General features: G+C 63.8%; 17 protein-coding genes. 8 read left to right on the top strand and 9 right to left on the bottom strand.

Features of this window, described 5'->3' with window-relative positions; all coding sequences use genetic code 11:
• Positions 1-220: 220 nt before the first annotated feature.
• Complete coding sequence (locus EJ079_RS18815; RefSeq protein WP_127270646.1) at positions 221-526, bottom strand: hypothetical protein; 306 nt, start codon at positions 524-526, stop codon at positions 221-223.
• 163 nt (positions 527-689) lie between these two features.
• Positions 690-1,436, bottom strand: a complete 747-nt coding sequence (locus tag EJ079_RS18820) for a helix-turn-helix transcriptional regulator (RefSeq protein ID WP_127809754.1) — start codon at positions 1,434-1,436, stop codon at positions 690-692.
• A gap of 227 nt (positions 1,437-1,663) precedes the next feature.
• Here EJ079_RS18820 and EJ079_RS18825 point away from each other — a divergent pair, with 227 nt between their 5' ends.
• Positions 1,664-1,966, top strand: coding sequence for a hypothetical protein (locus tag EJ079_RS18825; protein WP_127809755.1), 303 nt, complete (start codon positions 1,664-1,666; stop codon positions 1,964-1,966).
• Here the strand turns inward: EJ079_RS18825 and EJ079_RS18830 are convergent, their stop codons facing one another.
• Entirely contained in the window at positions 1,967-2,692 is a 726-nt protein-coding gene (locus EJ079_RS18830; protein ID WP_127809756.1) for a Crp/Fnr family transcriptional regulator, read from the bottom strand.
• 453 nt (positions 2,693-3,145) lie between these two features.
• Between EJ079_RS18830 and EJ079_RS18835 the strand changes: the two genes are divergently transcribed.
• On the top strand, positions 3,146-3,361 hold the full coding sequence (locus EJ079_RS18835; RefSeq protein WP_127321045.1) for a hypothetical protein: 216 nt from the start codon (positions 3,146-3,148) through the stop codon (positions 3,359-3,361).
• Positions 3,362-3,644: 283 nt separating this feature from the next.
• Here EJ079_RS18835 and EJ079_RS18845 read toward each other — a convergent pair whose 3' ends face one another.
• The 4 genes from EJ079_RS18845 to EJ079_RS18860 form a co-directional block, all read right to left on the bottom strand.
• Positions 3,645-3,761, bottom strand: a complete 117-nt coding sequence (locus tag EJ079_RS18845) for a putative RiPP precursor (RefSeq protein ID WP_348629717.1) — start codon at positions 3,759-3,761, stop codon at positions 3,645-3,647.
• A gap of 103 nt (positions 3,762-3,864) precedes the next feature.
• Positions 3,865-4,896, bottom strand: a complete 1,032-nt coding sequence (locus EJ079_RS18850) for a hydroxyacid dehydrogenase (protein WP_127809757.1) — start codon at positions 4,894-4,896, stop codon at positions 3,865-3,867.
• Positions 4,897-5,325: 429 nt separating this feature from the next.
• Complete coding sequence (locus EJ079_RS18855) at positions 5,326-6,516, bottom strand: NAD(P)/FAD-dependent oxidoreductase (protein ID WP_127396508.1); 1,191 nt, start codon at positions 6,514-6,516, stop codon at positions 5,326-5,328.
• A 117-nt stretch (positions 6,517-6,633) separates the two neighbouring features.
• A complete protein-coding gene (locus EJ079_RS18860; RefSeq protein ID WP_127809758.1) occupies positions 6,634-8,142 on the bottom strand; it encodes a formyl transferase in 1,509 nt (502 codons plus the stop codon).
• A gap of 248 nt (positions 8,143-8,390) precedes the next feature.
• Between EJ079_RS18860 and EJ079_RS18865 the strand changes: the two genes are divergently transcribed.
• Positions 8,391-10,493, top strand: a complete 2,103-nt coding sequence (locus EJ079_RS18865) for a Wzz/FepE/Etk N-terminal domain-containing protein (protein WP_127809759.1) — start codon at positions 8,391-8,393, stop codon at positions 10,491-10,493.
• Position 10,494: 1 nt separating this feature from the next.
• On the top strand, positions 10,495-11,826 hold the full coding sequence (locus EJ079_RS18870; RefSeq protein ID WP_127809760.1) for a VpsF family polysaccharide biosynthesis protein: 1,332 nt from the start codon (positions 10,495-10,497) through the stop codon (positions 11,824-11,826).
• On the opposite strand, the gene EJ079_RS18875 is transcribed toward EJ079_RS18870, so the two are convergent.
• Together EJ079_RS18875 and EJ079_RS18880 are read right to left on the bottom strand one after the other, a co-directional pair.
• Complete coding sequence (locus EJ079_RS18875) at positions 11,789-13,051, bottom strand: cellulase family glycosylhydrolase (protein WP_127809761.1); 1,263 nt, start codon at positions 13,049-13,051, stop codon at positions 11,789-11,791. The two genes, EJ079_RS18870 and EJ079_RS18875, sit on opposite strands and share 38 nt — an antisense overlap.
• On the bottom strand, positions 13,048-14,217 hold the full coding sequence (locus EJ079_RS18880; RefSeq protein ID WP_164873816.1) for a DUF1972 domain-containing protein: 1,170 nt from the start codon (positions 14,215-14,217) through the stop codon (positions 13,048-13,050). Before EJ079_RS18880 ends, EJ079_RS18875 begins: the two co-directional genes overlap by 4 nt.
• Before the next feature lie 314 nt (positions 14,218-14,531).
• Here EJ079_RS18880 and EJ079_RS18885 point away from each other — a divergent pair, with 314 nt between their 5' ends.
• The 4 genes from EJ079_RS18885 to EJ079_RS18900 are packed head-to-tail and all read left to right on the top strand — an operon-like array spanning position 14,532 to position 19,479.
• Positions 14,532-15,701, top strand: coding sequence for a glycosyltransferase (locus tag EJ079_RS18885; RefSeq protein ID WP_127809763.1), 1,170 nt, complete (start codon positions 14,532-14,534; stop codon positions 15,699-15,701).
• A complete protein-coding gene (locus EJ079_RS18890; RefSeq protein WP_127397079.1) occupies positions 15,698-17,005 on the top strand; it encodes a hypothetical protein in 1,308 nt (435 codons plus the stop codon). Before EJ079_RS18885 ends, EJ079_RS18890 begins: the two co-directional genes overlap by 4 nt.
• An 8-nt stretch (positions 17,006-17,013) precedes the next feature.
• Complete coding sequence (locus EJ079_RS18895; RefSeq protein WP_127809764.1) at positions 17,014-18,243, top strand: GNAT family N-acetyltransferase; 1,230 nt, start codon at positions 17,014-17,016, stop codon at positions 18,241-18,243.
• A gap of 12 nt (positions 18,244-18,255) precedes the next feature.
• A complete protein-coding gene (locus tag EJ079_RS18900) occupies positions 18,256-19,479 on the top strand; it encodes a GNAT family N-acetyltransferase (RefSeq protein ID WP_127809765.1) in 1,224 nt (407 codons plus the stop codon).
• The last annotated feature ends 65 nt before the right edge of the window (positions 19,480-19,544 follow it).

Raw genomic sequence — 19,544 nt, forward strand, 5'->3', positions numbered from 1 at the left:
GCCCCTGCGCAACGTCGGCCGGGCAGGCTGATATCGCAATGCAACAAATTTATCGCAGTGCAACATAGAGCAATTTTATCGCGGTGCAACATAGCAGGAAGGGAAATGGGCCGGCGCGCCGGCCGGGCTTGATCGTTGCGTGGCGGGCTTGTCCGCGCGCCCCGCGGCAGACGCAAAACAGCCCCGCGAAGGGGCTGTTTCTCATCGGGCCGCTGGATTGCTACTTGCTGCCGCCGTTCGCTTTCACGCTGCTGCAGAATTCCGGATGGCTGTTGGCCGCAGTAGCGTCCTTCGCCTCATCCTCGCAGGCCTTCATCATCGCGGTCTGGTCGTCCGGCGTAAGGGCCTTCCAGGCCTTCACGAAATCGTCGTCGCTGACCATCGTCTTCCTGCTGGAGTCGGTGTAGAAGGGCTGCATCTTGGCCGGATCGTCGAGAGCCGACGTGCCGGTGTCGCTCGCGGCAAGCGCCGTACCGGCAACCATCGAGAGCGTCATCGCGCCGAAACAGATCATCTTGATGTTCATGGCGTACTCCTCCTGTTGCTTGGGATCGTCGAAGCAACGATCAGTTGGAAAACGACAGGTTTGGGTGAAAGTTCCGGGGTTTTTTGCGCAAAAATCCCGAGACGAAGAAAAATATAGTCGAAAAACTTGAAACTTTCCCCGATTTTTCCCGTAAGAAGCTAGTTTATCGGGTCTCTCGTGCGAGACTGACCACCAGGCGATCGACGCTGGGGTCGTCGAGACTGACGATATGGGCCATCTGCAGCGCTCGCCTCATGCTGATCCTGGCGACGTCCTGCCGCATGATGACGGATACAAAGGCCGGCCCTGATCCGGTGAGGACGATCGCCCTGCCCACCAGAACCGGTTCGGAGATGGGAGCCCACTGCACGGTCATGATCGAGGGCTCGGTGGTCTGGCGGCGGTTGATGCCGGTGAAATAAATCCAGTTCAGGCGCGAGATCGCCACGCCGTAATGGTTGCCGGGTATTCTCGAGCCACCCCGGCCATCGCCCGAAGCCCAGCGCGTCACCCGCTTGAAGGTGACGAGATCGGCCTCGCGCCGCACGAAGGTGACCGAGCGCATCAAAAAGTCGGGTCGGCCGGGCATCGAAAAATAGGTAAAATATGTGCCTCCGGCGATGGCGGGCGACGGCGGCCGCACCATGTTTTCGTACAGGGCCTGGCGCAGCGTTGCGTTGCCGTCGCTCTTGGCTGCCGCGGCGGCCGGCTCGCGATACAGCTCATTCTCATCGATCTTGAAATAGTCGCAGATCAGCCTTGCGGTGGCTTTGTTGGGAACCGCCTTGCCTTGCAGATAGCGCTCGAACTGGGTGCGATTGATGCCAAGCTCACGGCACACCGCGCTGACGGAAGCGTGGCGTTGGACCAGCCGCCTGAGATTGGCGGCGAGATTCTCGCGAATTGGCACGACATCTCCCCGACAGACGTACGGACCAGTATTCAAGCGATGGCTTATATACACTTGCATGCCGTGGCGGCGGCGCGAAGATGGACCTTTGGCCAATAGGCAACGACCCGGTGGCGCGTAGACTGTACGATTCTGACAGTCCGGCTATGCAAGCCGTGTAAATGGGCGTATTTCGATGGCAAGAGCGCCTCAGATCGGCCTCTCGACATCCTGCAATGGAGGGCGGTTTGGATCATACCGGCCTGGTCGAGCTTCTGGACTATACGCAAGCCCAATTGACGAAGATCCGCCAGGCGGTCGCGGCCAGCGATCACGCCGGTGCCATGTTCACCATCGACTGCCTTGTCGGAGCGGCGGCCGAACAGACGAAGTGCAAGCTTGCAAGTCTGGAGCATGCCGGGTTGCCGATAGCCAAGGATGGACCGATCGACGGGGATGGGCCGATTGGCCGGGGCGCAATTGAAGGCGGTGCGGCACCGCCCGGCAAAGCGACGTCGGGCAAGCCGGATGCTGGCGGCAACCGCTCCTGATCAGGCCGCGCCGATCTCGCCGATCAGCCTTGCATATTCGGCCTCGGCTTCGCCGTAACTGCCATTGGCGAGTTCCAGCAGCCCGGCGCGGTCGCGAATGACGATCTCGCCCCGACGCGAGCGGATCAACGCGCGGCCTTCGAGCAGTTGGAGGGCGACGGTGACGCCTGGCCGCCTGACACCAAGCATGATGGCCAGGAATTCGTGGGTGATGGCGAGATGCTCGCCCGGCACGCGGTCGTCGCACATGAGCAGCCATCGCGCCAGCCGTTCCTCGAGCTTCAACCGCGCGTTGACGAGCGCGGTGCAGCCGGCCTGGGTCTGTAGCGCGTTGACGAAACGCAGCAGGAACATGCGCAAGGTTGCACTTGCCTCCAATGCTGCCTTGAAAGCGCCAGCTTCGATGCGGATCGCTTCGCCTTCGAGTTGGACATAACAGGCATGCGGCGCACGGTCGTCGCCCATCACCAGGGCGTATCCGGTCATGCCTTCGAAGCCGATGAAGCCCACTTCGGCCTCTTGGCCGCTTGCCGTGCTGGCGACCACCGAACCGATGCCCTGTTCGATGAAGTAGACGGCCTCGATCGGAATATTCGGGGTCACTAGCATCATGCGCAGCGGCAAGTCGCAGCGCTGCATGTCCGGCTCGAGCAACGCCAGATCATCCGCAGGCATGCGCCGCAGCAGCTGATTTCGGTATTGATGGTTTTTGACGAGATCAGACATGGCGTGGCCCAATGCAGGGCAAGAGCCATCCAATCTCCCAGCCGTCCGTGCCCGTAAAAACGTACGGACGATCGCCTATGTATAGGGGCTCTGAACGAAGAAAGATATCAATGCGATATGAAATTCGAAGCACGGCGCCCCCCAACGCCCGTTCGCATATGAAAAGATCGGCCTGAATGTTAGTGTCGGAAACGTACCAAGCGCCACTTGGTACAAAACCGACATATTTCATGAGAGCGCCGGATCACGGTGAGGGTCGATGAAATCCGCCGGCTAACGACAAGGGCGCCATGCCGCGCCGGGCCCGAGAACCGTTCGAAAAAGGGGCGGACCGGCGGGAGAATTGTACGATACTTACTGTGATGAAGGCCGATGTTGACTCTTGCTCAGCCCGATTTCATTTTTTGACCCACAGCGTCAAGGAAGTGGTCGCTGCTCCGAAAGGGGCTTCTTATGTCGAGCCTTCATAAGCGCAATCCTGGTTTCCATCCTTCCGATCTGCAACTGTGCCAGCGCGTCTTCGATCGGGTCTGCCTGGAGCGCAAACTCGATCGCATGTCGGGAGAGTCGGACGTGCAGCTTCTGGCGGCCACGGTGTTTTCGCTGTTCCAGAATGGCTGCCGCAATGAAGGCGAGTTGCTTGAGAGTTTCCGGCGGACGCGCCAATGACCAAAGCCAGGATCACGTCCGCAGCACCGGTAGCCGAAAACGAACCTTACGACGCTGCGGTCTTCGCCCGGAAATACGGCATGTCGCGGAAGGCCGCGGAGGTCGTGCTGTCCGCGAACGGACCGTCCAGAACGGCTTGTGACGCTGCCGCCCGCTCTTTTATGGAAGCGGTCGCCCGCAGGGCGAAGAGCAGCCGTGGACACTGAAGCTGCGCCTGGAGCGGCTGCCGTACCGCCCGCCCCGGGTGCGTCCGATGCTAACCTTCATTGGATGCCGCGAGGTGTCAGCCTGCCGGGCCTGTCGGGCCTATTACGCCTGAATTGGCTTGCTGCGCCGTCACGGCGGAGAGTTTCTGCCTTTTGAGCAGAATCGGCTTTTCATAGGTCTTCTTCATGTTCATGGCCTCCCTCCGCAAAGTTCGATTGCGGCAGCGTCATCGCCGGCCGCGCCCTTGTCAAGCCGACCTTGTCGACGGCCGGCCAACCGGGACGAAAACCCACGCCTCAATTCCTGTCGGCCGGCTTGGAACGCATGCGCGAAACCGTCTCGCGCTCGGCGCGCTTGGAGCGCAGCGGCGGCAGGCCGCGGTCGATCAGGTCCATGTCCTCAAGCACCATATCGCCCATGCGCTTGAAGGCGATGTCGAGCGCGCCGGCGCGGTGAGCCGAGCGCAGAAAGCCGGGCAGGGTGCGCACCGGATGGTCCCGCGCCAGCGGTTCTTCGGGGAAAACGTCGCTGGCGGCGACGATGTGGCCGCTCTTCACCGCCGCCATCAGCGCCGGGAAGTCCACCACGCCGGCGCGGCTGAGCAGGATGAAGGCGGCGCCCTTGCGCATGCCGGCAAAGGCCTCGGCACCGAGAAAACCCTGGTTCTCGCTGGTCACCGAGGCAACGACGAAGATGAAGTCGCTGGTCGACAGCACCTCGTCGAGAGAGGCCGGCTCGACGCCATTGTCGATGAGGATCGATGGCGGCAGCCAGGGATCGAAGACTTTGGTGCGGGTGCGGAAGCCCGACAGCAGCCGGTTGAGCGCCCGGCCGAGATCGCCGAAACCGATGATCCCGACATCCGCGCCGGACAGGAGCCGCGCCGTCTGGTTGCCGTCGCCGCCCCACAGTTCCTGTCCCTGGCGGAAGGCGAGGTCGGCATCGACGATGTCGCGGGCGAGGTTGAGCGCCATGGCAAGGCCAAGCTCTGCGACCGGCTCGGCGAACACCAGGCCGGTGGTGACGACATGGATACCGCGCGCGAACAAGGTCTCGTAGGGCATGTTGTTGATGAGGTTGGTCTCGACATTGAAGACGCAGCGCAGCGCCTCCATCCGGTCGAGCGTTTCGGGCGATATGGGCGGCTGGCCGATGATGTAGCGCGCCTCGGCCAGCACGTCGGCCGGCAGTTTCGCGACGCCGTCAGCGGTCGTCTCGACAATGCGATAGTGCGCCTTGAGCCGCGCCAGCTGCCGGGCTGTGAAGATCAGCTCGAGCGTGCGTGGTTCCGGCGCACTGATAACCAGCGGCAAGGCGCTGTTGGACATGGCTATTCCCTCTGTTCCCGATGGCCAAAATACCTTGGATGAAACGATTTACAACATCGCGCGGGGAGGCGAGTAGAGCGGGATTGGCGCTGGGATGAGGTGTCCTGTTGGAGCCGATATGTGCCGGCAATGCAACAGTGAAGAATCGTTTGACTACGATGGCGAGGAGACGACGTAAGAACCAGTAATGACGCAATTGACACGGGGCAGGGAATTGGTTCTGCTGGCGCCGTACCAATTTGGAGGGCACTTCACAGTGAAGAAATACGAGAAACCAACCTTGCAGAAGCGCGACAGGCTTTCGGGCGTCACGGCCCAGACTACCCCATCGGCACCTCCGTCGACGGCAACCTGAGCGGTTGGCGTCTGACGCATTCGCCTTATAAGGCAATCAATATTGGCAATCGATAGGGCGCGACTGGTCGCGCCCTATTGAATATTGGCCATGGGCGCCTGCCGTTTTCCCAGATGCCGGACCTTGCGGCCGATGATCATCAGCCGGCGCGCGGTGTTGTTGCGCAGGCGCCTTGCGCGCCATTCCAGTCCGGTGCCGGCGGTGATCGACTTGGCATAGTAGCTCACCCGCATGCCATCCTCATCGGCAGCCACCTTGACCGGGTCGTCATAGAAGGCGTTGATCTTGTCAGCCGCCATGCCTGGTGTTTCGAGCCATCGCGGAATGTGAACCGAATGGAGCTGATCGACGTCGGTCATCACCCGGCCGATGCCGACGCCCGGTGTTGGACACGTGGTACAGAAAGCATCGCCGATGAAGATGACCCCGTCGCGGCGATGGCCTTGCGTGGTGCTCAGGCTGATCTGCCTGACCTCGACAGGGCCTGCGACTTCGAAGTTGCCGCATCGCGCCGCTATTTCGGGCATCAGCTCGCAGAGCATCTTTTGCGGTTCCTGGCGAAACGCCCGCGTCCACGGCTCGGCCACTTGCCGATAGCCGAACATGTTCGCCCGCATCTTGTCGCCGAGGGGAAAGATGCTGATGTAGGCGATACGGTCGGCAGCCCGCCTGCTGTAGCAGGTGACGGCCTGATGACCGAAATCACGCGGGGAGATGGCGAGGTCGAATCCCATCGACAGTGAATGCGCCTTCGATTGCTCGATACGCTCGACGCCGACGGCGCGCCGCACCGCCTCGCCGTGGCCGGTTGCCACCACCAGCAGGCGGGCATCGATGACGGCGCCGTCGGCCAGCACAAGCCGCTGCCGGTCCGGTCCAGTCGAGACCTCGGTCACCTTGCCGACCGTCAGCGGTACTTGCGCAGGCAAGGCGTCGCGCAGGCCATTGATCAACGCGCCATAGGAGAATGTGAATTCAGCCTTCTTCTCATGCGCGAAGAACTGGCCGAGGCGGAAGATATGCGTGTCGGTCGTCGAGGTGACGAGGCTCTTGAGTGTCGCATCGAGGCCGAGCTTTTCGAACAGAAGCATCTGATCCATGCCGATCTTCTCGGCCCGGAATTCCTCGTGGTGGACGCGGTGCGGATCAATCAGCGCCACCTTGCGCCCGGCTTGTCCCAACAGCATTGCCAAGGTGGTGCCGGCCATTCCGGCGCCGACGATCGCCACATCGACTTGGGCCGGGCCAGCCTCTGAGATACTCATTTTGCTGCCTTTCTGGTGGCAACTGCACGTTTCACAATCTCCGGTAGAAAATATCTTCCGGACCTAAATCAACCGCAAGCAACCGGAGCGCGTGCCTGGTAGTAACCAATGTTTAGGTTAATCGCGGGTCCGCTGCTTCCAGCGCGGTGCGATCGCCGAGCCATCGATGAACTCAAAGCCGCCAGCCTCGTTGAGCGTGTGAAGTTTACGCCCGCTCCATAGCGCACCTGGATTTAAGATGGTTTCAACGACCTGCTCCATGCCGATCAAATCAAGGTGAGAAATGCGTGCGATGCCAAGCGCCGCGCCATAGCTCCTGCGGCAGTCCTGCACCGGGCGCAGCAGGTCGTTGCCGCGCCTGACGATGCGGCCGGCCGGCCGCGCGGAGGCGATGTCGATCAGCACGGGATTTTTGGGATGCGGCGTCCAGGGGCCGCGAAAATCCGGCGCCGACCATAGATGCAGGGCGTCGGAGAAGGCGCCGCCGCCGTCGCGGACGGTGGCGAACAGCCACCAGGCGCCGCCATGCTCGACAAGCGTGGCGTCGCTGGCCACGACACCGGACAGAAGCGTCGCTTCCTTGACCCATCCACCGGGGAAGGCGGTAGCGCGGTAGAGATCGACGGTGCCGTTGGCGCAGCTTTCCGGCACCATCCAGACCTCGCCGTCGCGCTCGAAGACAAAGGGGTAGGAGAGATGGTAGGGCAGATCCAGCACCGGTTCAGGCCGTCCGAGCGGGCCTGCCGGGCCGAAGGTCACGGCGGAGATGATGGCTTTGCCGAGCCGGTGGATATAGTCCTCGACGAACAGGGTCAGCTGGCCCTGGTAGAGGATGGGGAACGGATCGGCGTAGAAGCGGCTGCCATCGTCCGGCAGCTCTTGCCAACCCGACGCCGGATGGGCACGCAGGTCGAACAGATCGGAGCCCCCGGTTTGCCGCCAGCCGACCTTCCAATGCGGCGCGTTGTAGCAAAGGTGATAGATCTTCTGGACGATCCGCCGCGCCAGCGCCTTGCCGGCTCTGACCCCAAGCTTGCCGGCCGAGGGCATTGGCGGCGGGCTGCCTGCCTGCGCCGGCTCTGGCAGATCGGGCACCGACTTTGCCGCGCCTGACATGGCAGCGACGATCAGGCTTGCTGTGCGCGGCAGCATATCCTGGAAGGACGCCAGCGCGATGCCGCCATATTCTGTGCCCAGACGCCCGGCCGCGATCGCAACGCCGTTCTCCTCGATGCGGGCAAGTGGCGTGCGGCCGGCGAGGATCGAGGCCAGCAAGGCCGCTTCGCCGCTGGCGCCGTCATAGGTGACGTGCCAGACGCGTGTGCTTTCCAGCCTGACATCGCCGCAGAGGTCGATGACCAGGTCGGGCGAAGCGGGGGACTGCCGATAGGGCGCGAGCGCCGAAAGCGGCACACGCTTGGCCAGTCCATCATGGGCCAGTCCATCATGGGGCAGTCCGTGGATCGCCGTTTCGAGTTGAAACAGGGCTGCGGCGCTGCGCGGAATGCCGCCGCCCGCCGGCCTGACATCGACGGACAGTTCGTCGCCGAGCGCGGCAAGGCGCTCCAGCAGCGTGAGATGAAAGGCGCGGACGCAGTCTCCGTCCAGGCGTAGACTTATCTGCATGGTGGAGGCCCGAAAACGCGGTGCCCGGCCTTGCCGGCCAGGCCGGTCCGGTCAAATTGTAACCCCATCTGCATCCGTCTCCGCTCGCCGCGTAGTCAACACCCCGATATGTATATTTTTAAGCAAACCGCGTGCCAAAATTCACGTCACCTCTCAACATAATTAACAATGTTTTAACAGTTGGAGGAATAGCTAGGTTAGCGCCGCAACTGACCTTGCCGGCATATGGAGTATTGTCGGAGGCAGCCATGCAATCATCCCTGCCCATGGTTCCTCAGCAACACTCTCCGGATGCGGCACGCGCGGGATCATACGCAGCTTCGACTGTCGAACTGGGCGACCTGAAGCGCATCCTGGTGCGCCGCCGGTTCTGGATCTTCGGCACTGTCGCGCTGCTGACGCTGGTCGCCCTTCTCTACGGTCTTTTCACACCCGCGCTCTACAGCTCGGCGGCGGAAATCCTCATCGATCCGCAGGACCTGCAGGTGGTCACCAACGACGTCAATCCCAGCCGTATCTCACCCGATGGCGGCATCACGCAGGTCGAGAGCCAGGTCAGCGTGGTCCAGTCGACAGGCGTGCTGATGCGGGCGATCGCGGCGACAAACCTGACGCAGGATCCGGAATTCAACGGGCAGGGCTTGCTGTCGCGCGTGCTCGGTTCGGCATCGGCCGAAGGCGACAGGTCGGTGCAGACACTCGACGCGCTGCGCCGGCGCCTGGCGGTGAAGCGGGCCGACAAGGTCCTGGTCCTCGACGTCATCGTCACCGCCAAGAGCGCCGACAAGGCCGCCCTCCTGGCCAACGCCATCGCGCAGGCCTACCTGGTCGATCAGGCGAGCGCGCGCGCGAAAATGGCCAGGGACGCCTCCGAGTCGATCACCGCCCGGCTGGACGAGCAGCGCAAACGCGTCCAGCAGGCCGAGAATGCCGTCGAGGCCTATAAGTCCGCCAACAACATGGTGATGGCGGCAGGGAACCTGGTCAGCGACCAGGAACTGACCGAGATCAACACGCAGCTTGCGGCGGCGCAGAGCCGCACCGCGGCGCTGAAGGCGCAGGTCGACCAGATGCGCCGGCAGAGCGGCACGGCGGACGCAACCTCGGAAGCGATGCGCTCGGCGGTGATCTCGAGCCTGCGGGCACAGGAGGCGACGCTGGTCGACCAGGTCTCGCAGCTCGGCACGGAGCTGGGGCCGCGTCATCCTTCGCTGATCGCAGCCCAGCAGCAGCTGCGCGACACGCGCCAGCTGATCGCGCGCGAGCTCGGCCGCATCGCCACCGCCACCGAGACGGACTACGAGCGGGCGCTGGCCAACCAGCAGGCGCTGGAAGCCAAGGTCGCCGGCATGAAGAGCAAGTCGCTCGACACCGACCAGGCCTCGGTGCGGCTGCGCGAATTGCAGCGCGATCTCGAGGCGCTACGCTCCGTGTACTCGAACTATCTCCAGCGCGCCCAGGAGACGCGCGAGCAGATCAATGTCGACAGCACCAATGCGCGCATCATCTCCAATGCCATGCCCGCGTTGAAGAAAAGCTGGCCGCCTTTGCCGCTGCTGTTGCTGGGCGCGATATTCGGCGGCCTCGGGCTCGGCACCGGTCTGGCGCTGATCGCCGAATATTCCTCGCCGACGGTGCTTTCCAGCGCGCAGATGCAGTCGGCCATCGACGCGCCGGTGCTGGGCGTGGTGCCGGCAAATTCAGGCACTGGGTGGCGCTGGTGGCCTTTCGGCGCAAGTTCGGCCGCCGCCTCCAGCCAGAAGACCGACGCCGTTGTCGGCCTTGCGCTGAGGCGCATGTTCAGTTCGGGCCAGCGTCCGGCGGACTGGCCGCTGGTGCCTTCCATCCTGGTGACATCGTCGCCGGGCGAGGGCGCGCAGCGCAGCCGGGTGGCGCGGCTGCTGGCCAATGCCGCGGCGTCCGGGGGCAGCCGGGTGCTGTTCATCGATGCCAATGCCGGCGGCGGCGACCAGAAGGATCCGCAGCCGGGGATCCTCGATGTGCTGCGCGGCGAGTACGCCTTTGAGGCCGTCAGCCATTACGCCGCCGGCAGCAACGTTGCCGTGCTGGGCAGGGGCCGCTCAAAGGCGGTTTTCCAGGAAGCGCATGGCATCTATTTTGCGCAGCAGATGCTGGCCCGGGCCAGCCGGAGCTTCGAACTCGTCGTCATCGACGGCGGCGCGCTGGCCGACAATCTCAATGCCTCGCCGCTGGTTGCCATGGCCGACGAGATCGTACTCGTCGCCACGCTGAACGCCACCCCGATGCGCGACGTCACGACGACCGCGCAGGCGGTTTCCGTCATGGGGCGGTTGCCGACGGCGGCCTTGCTGGTCGACGAGGCCGCCTGATATGGCTGCCGGTTGGAGCGCAAGCGCTTCGAACCATGGTGCTGCCGCACCCCGCGCCGGCACGTCGCTCGATGCGCTGACGCGCTTCGGACTGATCGCGGCGGTAGCGGTGCTGTTCGGCATCTCGGGCGGCATGCTGTGGCTGGTCGGCTACAATTATGATGGCCTGTTCGGCAACCCGGCGACCAAGATCCACCCGTCCACCTATCTCATCGTCCTCTTGTTTGCCTGGCGCTCCTGTGCGTCAGGCAATCCGGTCGGCTATATCGTCCATCTCGCCGACAGGCGGCCGGCCAGCGCGCTGATGGCCGCCATATCGATCGTGCTTTTGTTCGTCGTCATCGCCAGGCAGCGGCCCGGCATGGCTGGCATGATCGATACGTTCGTGGCCGCGGCACTTCTGGTGCTGATGCTCAGCGAGGACGACGAACGGACATTCGCCGGGCTGCAGACCGTCGTTCACGTTGTCATGACGGCGAATGCGCTGCTTGCCCTTTTCGAGTTCGCCACCAAGACGCTTATCTTCCCCTATCGCCTCGACGGCGTGGCGTTTACCACCGATCTGCGCTCGAGCGCTCTGCAGGGACATCCGCTCGCCAATGCCATGGTGACGTCGATCTACGTGCTTGCGCTGCTCTCCGGTGCCAGATCCCTGTCGACGCCTGTGCGGATAGGATTGATCGGCCTGCAATGCGCGGCACTTGTCGCGTTCGGCGGCCGTTCGGCGATGGTGATGACGATTGTGCTGGGCGGTTGCTACCTGCTTTCCAAGGGCATCAGCAAATTGCGCCGGGGACGCGTCAATCTCCTGGGTGCGGCACTCGGCTTCATGCTTGCCGCGCTGCTGCCGGTCGTCATCATCGTGGCGGCATATTATGGCTTTTTCGACGCGCTGCTGGAGCGCTTCGTGTCGGACAGCGGCAGCGCCAATGCCCGCGTCGAGATGTTCGAGCTCTTCAAGCACCTGGAATTACGCGATCTGATCGTGGGGCCGGATGTCGACCTAATCGACAGCCTGCGCCGCATCAACGGTCTCGAACAGGGCATCGAGAACCCGATTATCCGCACCGTCCTCTATCAGGGCGCCTTCTTCACCCTTTTGCTGACGTTCGGCTTCGTGCTGTTCCTGTTCGAGGTGGCGCGCCGCTGCCATCCCGGCATCTGGTTGCCGATGCTGGGCTGGGTCATTCTGATCAACACCTCGGAAAGCGTCGCGTCGAAGACGACGCTGCTGACCAAGTTCGTGGTGCTGGCGCTGGTGCTTTACCGGCCGACGCGGGCAGCGTTCAGGCCCGTCAGTCCGCCGGCATGGTCAGGCCAAGCGCCGCGATGATATCGGGGTCCAGTGCCCGGGTGGTGTCGTCCATCATGCCCATGCCATCGAAGAGATTCCACAGTGCCCAGGCGAGGCCGAGTTCCTCGGCGCTTCGCCTGACATCGGCGATGTAGCGCGCTCGATCCGGATTGGGGGCGGCGACATAGCGGGCGTCGGTGCGCAGCGCGCCGAACTCGCCCATGATGATGCGTTCCGGCGCAAGGCCGTGGCCGTCGGCCCAGTCGCGAACCTGGCGAAGATATTTGTCGACAAACCAGCGGTCGGGCCGGGCGTCGAAATAGACTTTCAGCACACGCTCGGTCTCGGCATAGGCTGCCTGCTTGGCGTCTTCAGGGGTTTCGGTGTCCTGCGCCATGCGCGCCCTGACCGATGCCAGCGTCGGTTCCAGCGAGCCGGCGGATGCCGGCCACGGCACATTGTTGAGCGACCGGTAGACGGGCTCGCGCATCCAGGGTGCCCCCTGATGGCTGAACAGATAGGGCTCATAGAAGTGGAAGGTGAACAGGATCGGCTCGAACGGGGACAGCGGTGCCGGATCGAGCGCGGTCAGTCCGCTCACCATCGAGCCGCAGCCGCCGGTGACGATCAGCGGCAGGGTCGCGGCCGATGCTCTCGCCGCCGTCAGAAGTGAAAGCTGGATCTGCGACCAGACGTTCGACGCGCAGGCCTGCGCCGGCTCGTTGACCGGCTCGAGCGCCACCCTGCCGGGCTGGAACCGCGCCAGCCTGCCGGCAAGCTCGCCGACCAGCCCGCGGTAGAGATCGAACGCGGGTGCGGCGGTGCTGGAGACCATGCGGTCGGGGTTCCAGTAATGGGTGGCGGCATTGGCCTGGATGTTGACGATGATGCCGAGACCGGCGTGGAGGGTGGCCGTGACGGCGGCATCCAGCATGTCCAGCAACCGGCCGCGCGTGGTGGCGTCGGCGGCCAGGAAAGGGCCGGGATCAACAGGCAGACGGATGAAATCGAGCCCGGTCCTGCGCAGCCGACGCAGGTCGTCCGGGGTCGGCACCGGCCGTTGCGACTGGAAGGGCGGCCAGCCATAGTCGGTGCGCGGAGCGGGAAATTCGCGCGTCAGCGAGAACCAGGGCCAGGCGTTGACGCCACGCCGAAATCGCGGCCCGGCGGCTGCGCGAGCGATTGGTGCGACCGGGAGCGAGCCGAGCGCCGCCGCGGTGGACAGCGCCGTCCGCAGCACCCGCCGGCGCGACCAGCCTGTCATACGGTTCCTGGCGATGCGTGATCCATCGCGGTGGTCTTGGCGGCGGTCACGCCGAGCAAATGATAGGCCTCATTTTCATAGGCAAGCAGGACATCGTCCCAGCGGAAGGCTTCGCGGGCGCGCGCGCTGGCGGCAACGCCGCAGGCCTGGACCAAGGCATCATCGTCCAGCGCCTGCTGCATCCGCTTGGCGCAACTGTCCTTGTCGGTGAAGTAGATCGCCGCAGCCCCGGCGGTCCATCTGTTGTAGGGATTGTCGTGGGCGATCACCATGTTGCCGGCCGCCAGCGCCTCGACCAGCGAGGGGTTGGTGCCGCCGACCGTGTGGCCATGCAGATAGGCGCGGGCGTGGTATCTGAGCGCCTTGACCGTCGCCTGGTCGTAGATGGCGCCCGGCAGGACCACCGAGTCATTCGCCGCCTTGCGGATGGCGGCATGATAGGGGATGTCGTCGGACAGCGTTCCCAGCACCACCAGCTTCATGTCGCGCTTGGCAGAGCAAAAAGCTTCGACGATCGGCAGGATGTTGTTGTCGGGTTCGATGCGGGCGATCGAGATGAGATAGCGCCCGGGCTCGAGGCCGAGCGCCCGGACCGGCGCCTCGGGCGCCGATGTCACCGGATCGGCGCCATAGGCAATGGTGGCGATGGCGCTGCGCGGCCGGCGCGTCGCCAGGTGATCTGCGATGGCGGGATGATCGGCGACCAGCCGATGCGAGGCCCATGCGCCGATCCATTCGTTGAGCCAGAACCAGGTTCGCGCCGCCATTCCCCATTTTGGGCGGCGCCACTCGATGCCGTCCATGTTGGTGAAGATCTTGCGTCGCTTCAGCCTGAGCCAAGTCAGGAAGACCGCGCCATTGTAGCCGAGCACCAGGCAAACGCCCGGTCGCCGGGCGGCGTCGCGGGCGCATTGCCAGTCGAATTCCAGCGTCGCGCGCGGTCCCTTGGAGGCGACCTGGATGTGAATGAGCTCGATGCCGCGCCAGGTTTCGTTGCGCACCCTCTGGTCGATCCGCTCGACCTCATCCTGGCAATAGACGCCGACCTTCCAACCGCGCCCGACAAGAAATAGCGCCAGTTTTTCGGCAAAGGTTTCAAAGCCGCCATGGGCCGCGGGTATGCCGCGGGTCCCCAGGATCAGAATGGCGGGCGTTTCTGGTTTCATGGCCGGCGGCACTTTCACATGTCTCATACATTAGATATTGCTTAATTTATAATGGGCAGATGGCAACTTCCGTGCCAGCTCCCGATTTCGGTATCCTGCGAGGGATCATCGCGCGGGGTTGTAAAAAAACGGTGTTGAAGCCGATGGTTGTTTCATTCTCGGTCAACCCTTCTGTGCGTAGCTGTATCGAAACGAAGCAATGCCTGGGGCGTACGGCCGGCAGTCGGGCGTATCGAACCAGGCATGATTCTTGCGGACGGGCTTCTGCCACAATCGCCCAGCGCGATGGTTGTAGCACCCGGCGGGATATAAAGATGCGGATTGCCTGCGTTCATCAGGGTTATGAACTCTATGGTTCTGACCGCAGCTTTGCGGAGAGCGTTGCCGCGTTGCGCGCCGCGTTTCCGTCGGCCGACATCGAAGTGGTTTTGCCACGTAGCGGGCCGATCGTGCGGATTCTGGAAGCGCATGCCAGCCGGATCGTCTTCGAACCGCTGTGGGTGCTGAGGCGCCAGGCCATTGCGCGCCTTGCGACCGTCGAGATGGCGCGATTGCCGGTTGCCGTGTTCAGGGCGTGGCGGCGGCTCAAGGATTGCGACCTCGTCTATGTCAACACCTCGATCGTGGCCGACTACGCGCTGGCCGCACGCCTTCTTCCCCAAAAGGCCGTCCTGCACATCCACGAAATCCCCGAAGGCGCCATGCGCAGGATACTCGTCGGCCTGATGCGCTGGAGCCATGCCGATCTGATCTTCAATTCACACGCGACACGCGCCGCGTTTGGTGATCCCAAGGCGGCGCGTGCGTATGTCGTCTACAACGGTGTTGCCGGGCCGGCGGCGGTCGAACCGATGACGTATGATGGCAAGCGCCCATTGCGGGTGCTGCTGCTTGGCCGTATCAACCGGATCAAGGGGCAGGAGATCCTGCTGGAGGCGATCGCCTCGATGCCGGCGGAACTCCAGGCGAGGATCGAGGTGCGACTGGTCGGCGGCGCCTTCGAAAGCACTGAGCGCGAGCATGCGCTTGCCGAACTGGTCGAAACCATGGGGCTTACCGGGCGCGTCAGAGTCCTGCCTTTCATTCCCGAACCTTCGGAGCATTATCGATGGGCCGATATCGTCACCGTGCCGTCGCGGCGTCCGGAATCGCTGGGCCGCGTCGCCATTGAGGCGATGGCATACGGCCGGCCGCCGCTTGTGTCGGCGATAGGCGGGCTGGTGGAAGTGGTCAGCGACGGGGAGACCGGCTGGCATGTTCCGCCCGGCGACGCAGCAGCTCTTGGCGCGAAATTGCAGGAGATCATCCTCGCCCCTCAGGCCTGGCGCGGGTTTGTCGCTGCCGGGCGCGCGCGCTACGAGGCAATCTTCAGCGAGCCGGTCGCGGCCGCGGCGATCACCGCGATCGCCGCCGACAAGCTGAAGACGACCATCGCGCGGCCGGGCAGGGTGCCTGCTGCCCGCGAAGCGGAGACGCGGCCGTGAAGTTAGCGTTTCCGAGCCATCTGGTTCGACGCCTCGTGCTGATGATCGGCGGCGAGGCGATGCAGAGCGGCTTTCATTTTGCCCTCAACATCATGCTGTTGCACATGCTGTCGGCGCAGGGCTACGGCCTCTTCGCCATCGGCATGGTGATGGGCGGTGTCGGCCTGTCCTATATCAGGTCACTCACCGCCGTTCCCGCCAGCATCTGGATGAGCAAGAGCACCAACAGCGCCGGCGTCGATACCTATGACGTGGCGTTCGGAACGGCGGCGCTGATCGTGGCGTTGCTGATGGCCGTCGGCACGGCAGTCCTGATGCATGTCCTTGGCGATCCAAGCGGAATTGCCGCCGGCTGCTTCGTCGGTGCCTGGTCGTTGCGCAGCCATATGCGCACGGCTTTCTTCGCACGGCGCCAGCAGGTTGTCGTCTCCATCAGCGATGGCGCGTTTACAGTCGCCGGCTGTGTCCTGACCGGGCTGTCGATCTGGTTGGTCCAAGACCCGCTGCAGACCGTGTTCTATGCACTAGCCGCGGCAAATGTATTCGGCATTTTCGTCCTGGTCCGGCTGGCGCGGCGCTCGCTTCGCATCAGCTTCCGCATGCCGACGCGGCGACGCTATGTCAGACTGTGGCCCCAGCTGCGCTGGTCGGCATTCAGCGCGACCACCACCAACATCCAGGGTCAATGTCTGGCGCTGCTGGTCGCCGGCATTGCCGGTCCTGCCGCCTACGCACCGCTGGCGGCGGTTCTGGTGCTGTTTGCCCCGCTGCGCATCATCAGCCTTGCTTTCGTCAACATGACGCAGCCGGATCTCGCCAGGCTGATGCGGAACAATGAAACAGGCCGTGTCTGGACGCAGGCCAAGATCTGGGCGCTCGTCATGGGGTTTGGCGGCCTTGCATATGGATGCGCCATCATGTTCGTCCTGCCGATGATAAAATCCCAGGCTCTCCAGGACGCTTCGACCTGGTTCATCGGACTTTTCGTGATCGCGAATTTTGTCCCGATCATGCTCTATATCATGCCCCGTATCGTGCTTGAGATACTCGGCGATTTTCGGATCGTCGCGTTCACCACGACGGGCGGCGCGGTCGTCGGGCTGGCACTGATCGCGGCCCTGCTGGCAATCGCGTCTCCGCCGTGGGCGTTGTTGGGTTCCGCCGTCTCGGAGATGTTCGTGCTCGTGGCATCATGGTATTTCGCGCATCACCGCATGTGGAATATCGAGCATCCCGACGAGGCGCGCGACAGCCGGTTGGGCGCGTGGCGGCGCACGCTGTCGTTCGCCACGGCAAAGCGATAGGAAAAAATATGGCAGTCCAGGCGGTGCAAATTGCTGCGGCGACCGGCTCGCCCGATGGCCAGTCCTCCCATCCGGCCACCGTCGTCGCCAACGATGCATACACGGCGCGGCTCCACACCAGCCTGGAAGCGGTGAGGCCGCTCTGGCTGCGCCTCCAGGCGGACGGTGTGTGCACCGCCCACCAGAATTATGCCTGGGCCGAGGGGATCGCAGCGCGGCTGATGCCGGAAGGTGCCGAACTGCTCATCGTGGAGGTAAACGACGCCGTGACGGGCGTGCCGCGAATGCTGGTGCCGTTGATACGGCGACCGGCTTTCCGCCATCGGGTGATCGAGTGGCTGAGCTGTGGCGTTTGCGACTATTCGGCACCGTTGCTGGCCGATGCGAGCCCGTGGACGACGCAGTCGGCGCAGGCCGCGTGGGCCGCGGTGCGTTCCGTGCTGCCGCCGGCGGACCGTATCCAGATCAGGGGAATTCCGCAATCGATCAGCGGTGTCGCCAATCCGCTGGCCTTGTTGGCGGCCACGCGCGATTCCCTGCATACCAGCTTCGGCCTCACCATCGACGGCGATCCGGAGACCGTCCTCAAGCGACTATGCCGGCCATCCTTCGTCAAGGCTTTCAACAAGGACTGGCGTCGCCTCGAACGGCTTGGCGGCGTGGAACTGGTCGAAGCCAACACGCCGGCCCTGGTGGAGGTCATCTTCGCCGGCCTGGTCCGGATGCGGCTCAGCCGCTTTCGCGAACTGGGCCGCTTCGACCTGCTGACGCAGGCGGCGGTTGTCGATTTCTATCGAAACGCTGCTCTCGAGGGCCTGTCGGATGGGTCGGTGCGGCTCTTCGGGTTGCGTGTGGGTGAAGCTCTTATCGCGGTCCAATACCTGCTGATCCATCAAGTCACCGTTCATGCTCTGCTGATCTCAATCGATCAGGGCGCGGTGCCCAATGTCTCGCCGGGACTTCTGATCATGGGCAAGTTGATGAGCTGGGCGCGCGGGCGCGATTTCAATTATTTCGACCTGTCGGTAGGCAACCAGAGTTATAAGGAACATATGGGTGCCTTGGGTTCGGGTCTGCGCGAGCTTTGCCACGGGATTACGGTGCGAGGCAGCGCCGTGAGCGCAGCCATCGAGATCCGCAACCGGGCCGAGGTGTTCGTGCGCTCCAAACCTCGGCTGCTGAACAGGCTCCAGGGACTGATGCGGGGTTTGCGGCGCCTGCGCGGGGGATCAGAATGACGGGAGAAGCATGTGGCAAGCTACGCGGCGGGAACGACTCCGATAAAGGATTTGCCCGGTGGGCCGGTTTCCCCTGCTGTCGCCAACGTTGATGCAACCGCGCACTTCACGGCTCGGCTGCACACCAGCTTCGACACCGTAAGGCTGCTATGGCTGCTCCTTGAAGCTCACGGCGTCTGCACTGCCCACCAGCATTATGCCTGGGTCGAAGGAATCGCCGCACGGCTGATGCCCAAAGAAGCGGATCTGGTCCTCGTCGAGGTGAGTGACGCCGTGACCGGCGCGCCGGCCATGCTGCTGCCGCTGATGCGGCGGCGGGCTCTCGGCCACCACGTGATCGAATGGCTGAGCTGTCGCGTGTGCGACTACTCAGTGCCGCTGCTGGCGGATGGGAGAGCGTGGACCAGGCAGAGTGCCGACGCCATGTGGGCGGCGGTCCGTGCCGTGCTGCCACCGGCGGATCGCATCCATATCGCGGGAATTCCGCAGCAGGTCCACGGCGTGGCCAATCCGCTGGCATTGCTTTCGGTGGCGCGGGACTCCATCCAGGTCAGCTCCGGCCTCGTCCTGCATGGTGATCCGGAGACGCTCATCAAGCGGATCTGCAAGCCGTCCTTCGCCAAGGCCTTCCGCAAGCATTGTCGCGGCTTCGAACAGCTTGGTGGCCTCGCTCTGATCGAGGCCGACACGCCTGATCTGGCCGAGGAGCTCCTGGATGCGCTGTTGGAACTGCGGCTCAAGCGTTTCCGTGAGCTCGGGCGTTTCGACCTCCTGACTGAGGCGCCGGTCGTCGATTTCTACCGCGCCGCGGCGCTGCGAGGCCTGTCCAATGGATCGGTGCGGCTCTTCGGACTACGCGTCGGTGAAGCCTGGCTCGCCTCCATCTATGTGCTGGTCAGAAAAGGCACACTTCACGCCCTCCTGCTCGGCATCGACCAGAATGCGGTCGCCAATGTCTCACCCGGCCTGACGACGATGGGCAAGCTGATGATGTGGGGATGCGAGCGGGGCTTCGACTATTTCGACCTGTCGGTCGGCGGCCAGGGCTACAAGCAACATATCGGCGCCTCGAGCTCGGTACTGGCCGAGATTTGCGAACCGGTGACGGTGCGGGGCAGGGCTGCGAACGCAGCCATTTTGCTGCGCAGCCGGGTCGAAGGCATGACGCGGTCGCGTCCCCGGCTGCTCAAGGCCGTCCAGGGCCTGACGCGCCGCTTGCGGCGATTGAAGGACTGAGGACGAACGTTTGCCGGTCCTGCGATGCAGAGCACCAAGGCCGGCAGGCAAGCTTGTTGACAGGG

Origin of the sequence: Mesorhizobium sp. M7A.F.Ce.TU.012.03.2.1 (assembly GCF_004006095.1) — a bacterium.
In the GTDB taxonomy this organism is placed as follows: domain Bacteria; phylum Pseudomonadota; class Alphaproteobacteria; order Rhizobiales; family Rhizobiaceae; genus Mesorhizobium.

Coding starts and splice junctions, on each gene's coding strand:
- EJ079_RS18850 (WP_127809757.1), bottom strand. CDS start 4,896: ATGTCCAACAGCGCCTTGCCGCTGGTTATCAGTGCGCCGGAACCACGC.
- EJ079_RS18895 (WP_127809764.1), top strand. CDS start 17,014: ATGGCAGTCCAGGCGGTGCAAATTGCTGCGGCGACCGGCTCGCCCGAT.
- EJ079_RS18860 (WP_127809758.1), bottom strand. CDS start 8,142: ATGCAGATAAGTCTACGCCTGGACGGAGACTGCGTCCGCGCCTTTCAT.
- EJ079_RS18885 (WP_127809763.1), top strand. CDS start 14,532: ATGCGGATTGCCTGCGTTCATCAGGGTTATGAACTCTATGGTTCTGAC.
- EJ079_RS18835 (WP_127321045.1), top strand. CDS start 3,146: ATGTCGAGCCTTCATAAGCGCAATCCTGGTTTCCATCCTTCCGATCTG.
- EJ079_RS18845 (WP_348629717.1), bottom strand. CDS start 3,761: ATGAACATGAAGAAGACCTATGAAAAGCCGATTCTGCTCAAAAGGCAG.
- EJ079_RS18865 (WP_127809759.1), top strand. CDS start 8,391: ATGCAATCATCCCTGCCCATGGTTCCTCAGCAACACTCTCCGGATGCG.
- EJ079_RS18880 (WP_164873816.1), bottom strand. CDS start 14,217: ATGAAACCAGAAACGCCCGCCATTCTGATCCTGGGGACCCGCGGCATA.
- EJ079_RS18855 (WP_127396508.1), bottom strand. CDS start 6,516: ATGAGTATCTCAGAGGCTGGCCCGGCCCAAGTCGATGTGGCGATCGTC.
- EJ079_RS18815 (WP_127270646.1), bottom strand. CDS start 526: ATGAACATCAAGATGATCTGTTTCGGCGCGATGACGCTCTCGATGGTT.
- EJ079_RS18875 (WP_127809761.1), bottom strand. CDS start 13,051: ATGACAGGCTGGTCGCGCCGGCGGGTGCTGCGGACGGCGCTGTCCACC.
- EJ079_RS18870 (WP_127809760.1), top strand. CDS start 10,495: ATGGCTGCCGGTTGGAGCGCAAGCGCTTCGAACCATGGTGCTGCCGCA.
- EJ079_RS18830 (WP_127809756.1), bottom strand. CDS start 2,692: ATGTCTGATCTCGTCAAAAACCATCAATACCGAAATCAGCTGCTGCGG.